Origin of the sequence: Rhodococcus sp. CX (genome assembly GCF_015865005.1) — a bacterium.
Classification (GTDB): domain Bacteria; phylum Actinomycetota; class Actinomycetes; order Mycobacteriales; family Mycobacteriaceae; genus Rhodococcus.
The window spans coordinates 42,452-49,259 of record NZ_JADZGH010000224.1; the positions used below are offsets into that span (position 1 = coordinate 42,452).

Annotated in this window: 7 protein-coding genes and 1 pseudogene; 4 read left to right on the plus strand and 4 right to left on the minus strand. The window is 67.2% G+C overall.

The window, feature by feature from the left end:
• Positions 1-438 (plus strand): class I adenylate-forming enzyme family protein (locus tag I0Q12_RS33855; RefSeq protein WP_231611377.1); only part of this gene is annotated, 438 nt, incomplete at its 5' end.
• A 10-nt stretch (positions 439-448) separates the two neighbouring features.
• On the opposite strand, the gene I0Q12_RS24960 is transcribed toward I0Q12_RS33855, so the two are convergent.
• On the minus strand, positions 449-1,987 hold the full coding sequence (locus tag I0Q12_RS24960; protein WP_231611378.1) for a coniferyl aldehyde dehydrogenase: 1,539 nt from the start codon (positions 1,985-1,987) through the stop codon (positions 449-451).
• Between the two features lie 211 nt (positions 1,988-2,198).
• Here I0Q12_RS24960 and I0Q12_RS24965 point away from each other — a divergent pair, with 211 nt between their 5' ends.
• Entirely contained in the window at positions 2,199-3,467 is a 1,269-nt protein-coding gene (locus I0Q12_RS24965) for a cytochrome P450 (protein WP_197255734.1), read from the plus strand.
• 55 nt (positions 3,468-3,522) lie between these two features.
• Here the strand turns inward: I0Q12_RS24965 and I0Q12_RS24970 are convergent, their stop codons facing one another.
• Positions 3,523-4,320 carry an SDR family oxidoreductase gene (locus I0Q12_RS24970; protein WP_197255736.1) on the minus strand — a complete coding sequence of 266 codons (798 nt, stop codon included), beginning with the start codon at positions 4,318-4,320 and terminating at the stop codon, positions 3,523-3,525.
• A 207-nt stretch (positions 4,321-4,527) separates the two neighbouring features.
• Between I0Q12_RS24970 and I0Q12_RS24975 the strand changes: the two genes are divergently transcribed.
• Complete coding sequence (locus I0Q12_RS24975) at positions 4,528-5,271, plus strand: TetR/AcrR family transcriptional regulator (RefSeq protein ID WP_197255738.1); 744 nt, start codon at positions 4,528-4,530, stop codon at positions 5,269-5,271.
• 228 nt (positions 5,272-5,499) lie between these two features.
• Positions 5,500-5,736, plus strand: coding sequence for a hypothetical protein (locus I0Q12_RS24980; RefSeq protein ID WP_197255740.1), 237 nt, complete (start codon positions 5,500-5,502; stop codon positions 5,734-5,736).
• A gap of 262 nt (positions 5,737-5,998) precedes the next feature.
• On the opposite strand, the gene I0Q12_RS24985 is transcribed toward I0Q12_RS24980, so the two are convergent.
• Both I0Q12_RS24985 and I0Q12_RS33860 read right to left on the minus strand, forming a co-directional pair.
• Positions 5,999-6,601, minus strand: coding sequence for a hypothetical protein (locus tag I0Q12_RS24985; protein ID WP_197255742.1), 603 nt, complete (start codon positions 6,599-6,601; stop codon positions 5,999-6,001).
• A gap of 19 nt (positions 6,602-6,620) precedes the next feature.
• Positions 6,621-6,808: pseudogene (locus I0Q12_RS33860) on the minus strand (MCE family protein); the annotation flags it as partial.

Consider the following 6,808-nt stretch of genomic DNA (forward strand, 5'->3'; position numbering starts at 1 on the left):
CCCGGTCTGCTCGAGGTCAAACCGGGCCAGCTCGGCCCGAAATCGGAGTGGATCCGCACCACCGACCTCGCCCGCATCGACGAGGACGGGTTCGTGTGGATTCTGGGCCGCGCCGATCAGGCGATCATCCGCGGCGGTTTCAAGGTCCTGCCCGACGACGTGCGCGCCGCGCTGGAACAGCATCCCGGGGTCGACGGTGCCGCGGTCGTGGCGGCACCGCACGATCGGCTCGGTGAGGTGCCCTGCGCCGTTGTCGAACCGCGGAACGGGGTCACCGTGACCTCCGACGAACTCGTCGAATTCCTGCGAACCCGGCTGGCGCCGTATGAGATTCCGGCACGGATCGTGTTCGTCGGTGCGCTTCCCCGAACTCCTTCCGGCAAGGCCGATCTCGGCGTGGTCCGCGCGCTGGTCCGCGAATCCAGCGGGAACACCTGAGCCGCTGCGGTCAAGACGTGACGGTCCCGGAGGGCGTCGGCCCATCCGTCGTACGGTGCGGAAGGCGACCGCGGGTACGTCGCCGCGAACGGCGGTGAGCGGCGTTCAGTGCGAGATCGACGATCTTGCGGGTCGGGGCGGCGAACGGTGGGGCGGCCATCGCGGTGACGGCGAACGGCAGGTCGGTGCCGACGATCGTGCGGTGGTGGCTGAACGTGTCGAACCCGACCTTGCCGTGGTAGGCACCCATGCCGCTGTGCCCGACCCCGCCGAACGGCGCGTCGTCGGGGAGCATGTGGATCGCGAAGTCGTTTCGGGCGACACCGCCGGTACGGGTCCCGCGGACGAAGCGGCGGAAGTCCGGACCGTCGGGACCGAACCAGTACGCGACCAGCGGCGACGGGCCGGCGTTGACCCGGTCGATCACCTCGTCCAGCGACGTGTACGGGCGGACGAGCACGACCGGCCCGAAGATCTCCTCGGTCGCGATGCGCATCTCGTCGGTGACGTCCCGGACGACGGTCGGCGCGATCTTGCGGGTCGCCGGGTCGGGCAGGATCTCACCCACCGGCGCCACCGGTTCGATGCGCGCACCTCGGGCCCGCGCGTCGTCGAGCAGCGCCAGGATCCGTTCGTAGTTCGCGGTGTCGACGCATGCGGTGTAGTCGTCGTTGCCGACGACGGTCGGGAACATCGCGCGCAGCGTCGACTGCAGAGTCACGGTGAACGCGTCGATCCGGTCGGCGGGTACGTAGACGTAGTCGGGGCACACGCACACCTGGCCACCGTTGACCATCCGCGCCCGGGCGATGCGCTCGGCGGATCGGTGCACGTCCGCGTCCGGCGCGACCACGACCGGATTCTTCCCGCCGAGTTCGAGCGTCACCGGTACCAGGTTCTCCGCAGCGGCCCGCTGCACGAGCTTCCCGACGCGGGTCGAGCCGGTGAAGAACAGGTGGTCGAACGGCAGTGCGGAGAACTCCGCGGCCACGTCGGCACCGCCGGTGACGACCGCGAACTCGGTCGGATCGAAATAGGACGATGCAAGCGACCGCGTGAGTTCTGCTGTGTGACCGGCGATCTCGGACATCTTGATCATCACGCGATTGCCGGCGGCGAACGCGGCCGCCGCGGGCAGTACGACGAGATTGAGCGGGAAGTTCCAGGGTCCGATGATGCCGACGACGCCGAGCGGGGTGGGCTGGACCTCGGCCCGGATTCCGTATAGCCGGGCGCCGGGCTTGGGGTTGCGCGGTTTCATCCATTTGTCGACGTGGGCCCGGGTGTGTTCGATCACCGAGAGCATGCCCATGATCTCGGTGAACAGCGTCCCCGTGCGCGAACGGGTCCCGAAGTCGGTGGACAACGCGTCGACGTAGGCGTCGCGGTTGTCCAGAACCATCGCAACGAGCCGGTCGATCCGGTCCCGCCGAACCGCCGCGGTGGGTGGACCTTCCGCCAGGAACCCCCGACGCTGCTCGTCGAGCAGCGTGGCGAGGTCCGGTGCCGGGTGGAGGTCGGTGGGATTGTCGGCGGTGCCGGTGCTCATTCGCTCAGCCTTCCCGGTCGAGTCTGATCGGCAGGCTCGACGCCGACCGCACGAACTTCGACCCGTCGGCGGATATCGATCCCGTAACATCAACTGTAATACCGAACACCTGTCTGGAAGTCCGAATACAGGGGGATTCTGTGACCGGCCGACACTACATCGAATTGCGCACCGATGCAGCACTTTCCAACGGTTCGCAGGACGGGGCCCGATGACCGTCGACGGCGCCACCTCGCCGCGCCCCTTTCATCGGCTCGACATCTCGGCGCCCGAGTTCTGGAAGAACGACTTCCGCACCCGGGACGACACGTTCGCGGCACTGCGCGCCGAGGAAGGCTTAAGCTGGCACCCACCTACCCCGTCGATCTTCCCGCACGCGGAGACCGGATTCTGGGCGGTCACGCGCCACAGCGACATCCAGTACGTCAGCCGCAATCACGAATTGTTCTGCTCTAGCCAGGGTGTGAGCATGGACCCGATGCCGGCCGAGATCCAGCGGGCGATGGCCTTCTTCCTCGCCATGGATCCGCCCGAGCACACCCGGTACCGCCGTCTGATCAACATGGCCTTCACCCCGAGACAGATCCGGTTGATCGAGGACCAGATCCGAACCAGTGCCCGGGAGATCGTCGACGATCTGGTTGCCGACCTCGCGGCGAACGGCACGGTGGATTTCGCTGCGGAGTACTCACGCAGGATGCCGATGCGCACGATCTCCGACATGATCGGCGTCGCTCCCGAGGATCGGGAGAAAATCGCCGATGCGGTGGAGAGCCTGTTCGGCGCCAGCGACGAGGAGTATTCCTCCCTCGAGGAACGCGCACCGCATCTGATGACCCAGCTCGGCATCCTGGCCGGCGCCGGCACCGAACTCGCGGGTGCGCGTCGCGAAGATCCCCGAGACGATCTGATGACCAACATCGTGAACGCCGAGGTCGACGGCCATCGCCTGAGCGACGAGGACATCGGCGCGTTCATGGTGCTGCTCGGTTCCGCGGGCAACGACACCACCAAGCAGGCGAGCAGTCACGCCCTCGCCGCGCTCGTCGCGCACCCGGAGCAGCGGGACTGGCTGCTCGCGGATTTCGATGCCCGTATCGACGGTGCCGTCGACGAGTTCGTGCGCTGGTCGACTCCGGTCATCCACTTCGCCCGGCACGCGACGGAGGACACCGAGGTCGCGGGCACGAAGATCGGAGCCGGCGAGAAGGTCGTGCTGTTCTACTGTTCCGGCAACCGCGACGAGTCGGTGTTCGACCGACCCCACGAGTTCGACATCACCCGAACTTCGAATCCGCACGTCGGCTTCGGCGCGCCGGGTCCGCACTCGTGCCTGGGCCGGCAGCTCGCGAAGATGGAACTGCGGCATCTGTTCCACGAGCTCCTGACGCGACTGCCGGACCTCAGCGTCGGCGAACCCGAGTACGTGCACAGCGATTTCGTGCACGGCATCAAGCGGATGGCGATCAGCCTGCGCTGACAGCCGATCCCACATCGACCCCCCGTCACCCGGAACGGCCCGGCGGCGGTTCGGATCACGCGAAATCCGAACCGCCGCCGACGTTCACGTCCGCCCCGGTCATGTACGAATTGCGGCGCGAGGCGAGGAACGCGACGACGGCACCGATCTCCTCGGGCCTACCGGCGCGCGGAAGTTGCGCGGCGTGGCCGTATTCGGTGTCGATGAGTTCCATCAACCGGTAGGGATCCTCCGACTCGACACCCACCGACGCGGCCCAGTCGACCAGAGCCGGGGTGACCACCGCTCCGGGTGAGACGACATTGACGAGAATCTCGTCGCGGGCGAGCAACAGCGACAGGTTCTTCGACGCGCTGGTCACCATCGCCTTGGCCGCCGTGTAGGCCGCGAGCGAAACACTCTGCCGCTGCGTCGACTGCGCGGAGAAGTTCACGATCCGGCCCCACTCGGCGCGCCGCAGCATCGGCAGGGCGGCGCGGGCGCAGCGGACCATCGACAGCACACCGTCGTCGACCGCCTCGTGCCACTGGTCGTCGGTCAGCATCTCGAAACTGCCCTGCACGTTCGGCCCGACCGCGTTGACCAGCACGTTGAGTTCGCCGTTCCATCGTCGATCCAGTTCCGCGAACACCGATGCGACACGCGCGGCATCGCGAACGTCGGCGACCAGGCCGAACGCCTCCGGACTACCGCGCTCGGTCAACTCCTGTGCGGCAGCGGTGACGGCGGCCTCCGATCGGCCGACGACGGCGACGCGCGCCCCTTCCTCGGCAAGACATCGAGCGGTGGCCAGGCCCATCCCGCGGCTGCCACCGACGACCACCGCCGCCGCGTCCGCTAGTCCGAGATCCACGACGTGCCGCCTCTCGTCCACCCCGCACAAATGCCGACAATGTTACTGTATTACTATCGGTAAGGATATCGGGATAGGCCGTCACCGGGCCGACCGTGCCCCCGTCGGTATCATTTACGGTGGCATGTACGGGTGGGTCGGCGGCATCGAGCCGGTCCGGCGGACGGGTGGCACTCCGGTGCGACACGACAGAGTTGGGAGTGTGACATGGCGAAACGGCCACGGCGCGAACGGGGTTCACTCAACCCTGACGACATTCTCGACGGCGCGTTCGAACTCGCGGAGGAAGTCTCGATCGACAACCTGAGCATGCCGATGCTCGGCAAGCACCTGGATGTCGGCGTCACCAGCATCTACTGGTACTTCCGCAAGAAGGACGACCTGCTCAGTGCAATGGCCGACCGCGCACTGCGCGAGTACGCCTACTCGATGCCCTTCGTCGAGGCCTCGAACTGGCGCGACACCTTGCGCAACCACGCACGGACCGTCCGGGAGACGTTCGTGAAGAACCCGATTCTGTGCGACCTCATCCTGATCCGATCCGCGTTGAGCCCCAAGGCCGCCCAGCTCGGCGCGAAGCAGACCGAGAGCGTCATCGCGAATCTCGTCGAGTCGGGGTTCACGCTCGAGGACGCGGTCGACGTCTACTCGGCGGTGCAGTTGCACGTCCACGGCATGATCGTGCTGCAGCGCCTGCAGGAGAAGAACCGGCAGTCCGAAGCTCCGTCGGGTGCGTACTACGAGCTCCTTCCGATCTCGAGCGAAACCACTCCGCTGCTCGCCGAGGCGAATGCGAAGGGAATCCAGAGCGGGGCGCCCAACGACCGGAACTTCGAGTACGGTCTCGACTGCATTCTCGACCAGGCCAGCCGCCTGCTCGAGGCCCGGCAGGCCGAGGGCAAGACCCCGCAGTCGAAGAAGTCGCCCAGCGCAGCGGCCGTCACCAACTAGCCTCCGGGCCCCCTGACTCCGGTCACGTCCGACGAGCCACAGATCCACGGCAGCGAGGTGAGCTGCCGACATGCGGCCAGCCCTGGCTGTAGACGGTCCGTGATCGTTGATGCGGGTGGCGATTCCGCGCCCATAGGGCGGCGAGATCGGGGTCGGCCCCGCCAGGAAAGGACGGAGTAGACCAGCTCCTCCCCTTCACCCCACGAGCAAGAATAGTGAGCACGCCCAATGACCACTACCAAGCAACTGATGCAGCAACTCGCGAACAACGAGATCAGCCTGGACAACGTCGCGGCAGAGTTGAGGGCCAAGTCCTTCCCCCGAGTCGAGAAGTCAAGCGGCCAAGTAGACATCACCGAGGACCCCGTCTACGACGACGACAGCCTGTTCTGGCTCGGGCATGCGAATTTCATGGGCGTCATCTCGGACGAGGAGTACAACATGCTCGTCCACAGCGCCGGATAGAACCATCACCTACCGCGACGTTCCGCTCGATCCGCCCGTCCGGTTCGCGATCCATGAGCAGCAACTGCGCCACTACTACCGCCGCTGCGCGGGCGACACCCCGGCCGGTCCGGCGGCGTGGGAGGAGCGGATGATCCTGATTTCGACCCATCTCGACGAAGCGCTGTACGAGCTGGCAACCATCGACGGCCCCGCGCGGATCGTCATCAGCAACAGCGGTTTCCGAGCCGTACCAGGAGCCTGCTGGCGCCGAGCGGCGCAATCAGAGCAGGTCGACCCTGCTCACCAGCCAGCGTCCGTCCACCTTGTCGAGCGTCATCACCACGCGGCTGCGATCGACCCGCGGTTCCGGGGTGGCGGTGTTGGTGATCGTCTGGTCGACGAAGAGCAGCACCACCGCCTCGTGGGCGGTCGCCGACCGCACCGCGGCGTCCACCACCGTGCCCGTGCTGCTGGCGTTGTTGTCCACCAGCATCTGCTTGAGCTGGCTGCTGGACCTCGAGTACATGTCGCGGAACTCCCCGGTCGCCCCGGCCAGGACGTCGGAGAAGTTCCGGTCGATGTCGCCGGCCTCGATGTTGGTGAGGGTGACGGCGTAGTTCCTCGCGGTCTCGAGCGCCTCCGATGCGGCGCGGTCCACCGCCGCGTCGGAGTACATGCGCCAGCCGGCGAACCCCGCTCCGGCACACACCGCGGCGGCGAGTACACCGGCGAGTACCCTGCGGATGGGGTGTGTCGTTGTCCCCGGGGCGGGTGTCGCGGTGTCCGGTTCGGAGACAACGGCTTTCCCCGGCTCGGATCGCTCGGCCGCGGCCGTCACGGTGTCCGGGTCGTCCTCCAGCAGGGGATCCTTCACGCTGCTCACGGTTACCTCCAGGTCGGGTTCAGTTGAAGTGGATCGGCGGCCCGGCGTACGGGGTCGGCAGGGTTTGCGGGCCCTGCGGAGTCGGGCTGGTGCGGCCCAGCGGATCGCTGCCCGGCGCCGGCTTGTCGGTGTCGTCTCCCGGGGGCCGCGGTGCCGCCGCCGCGCCGCGGGGAAGCAACTGCGGATCGGGGCAGTGCGTATTGAGGA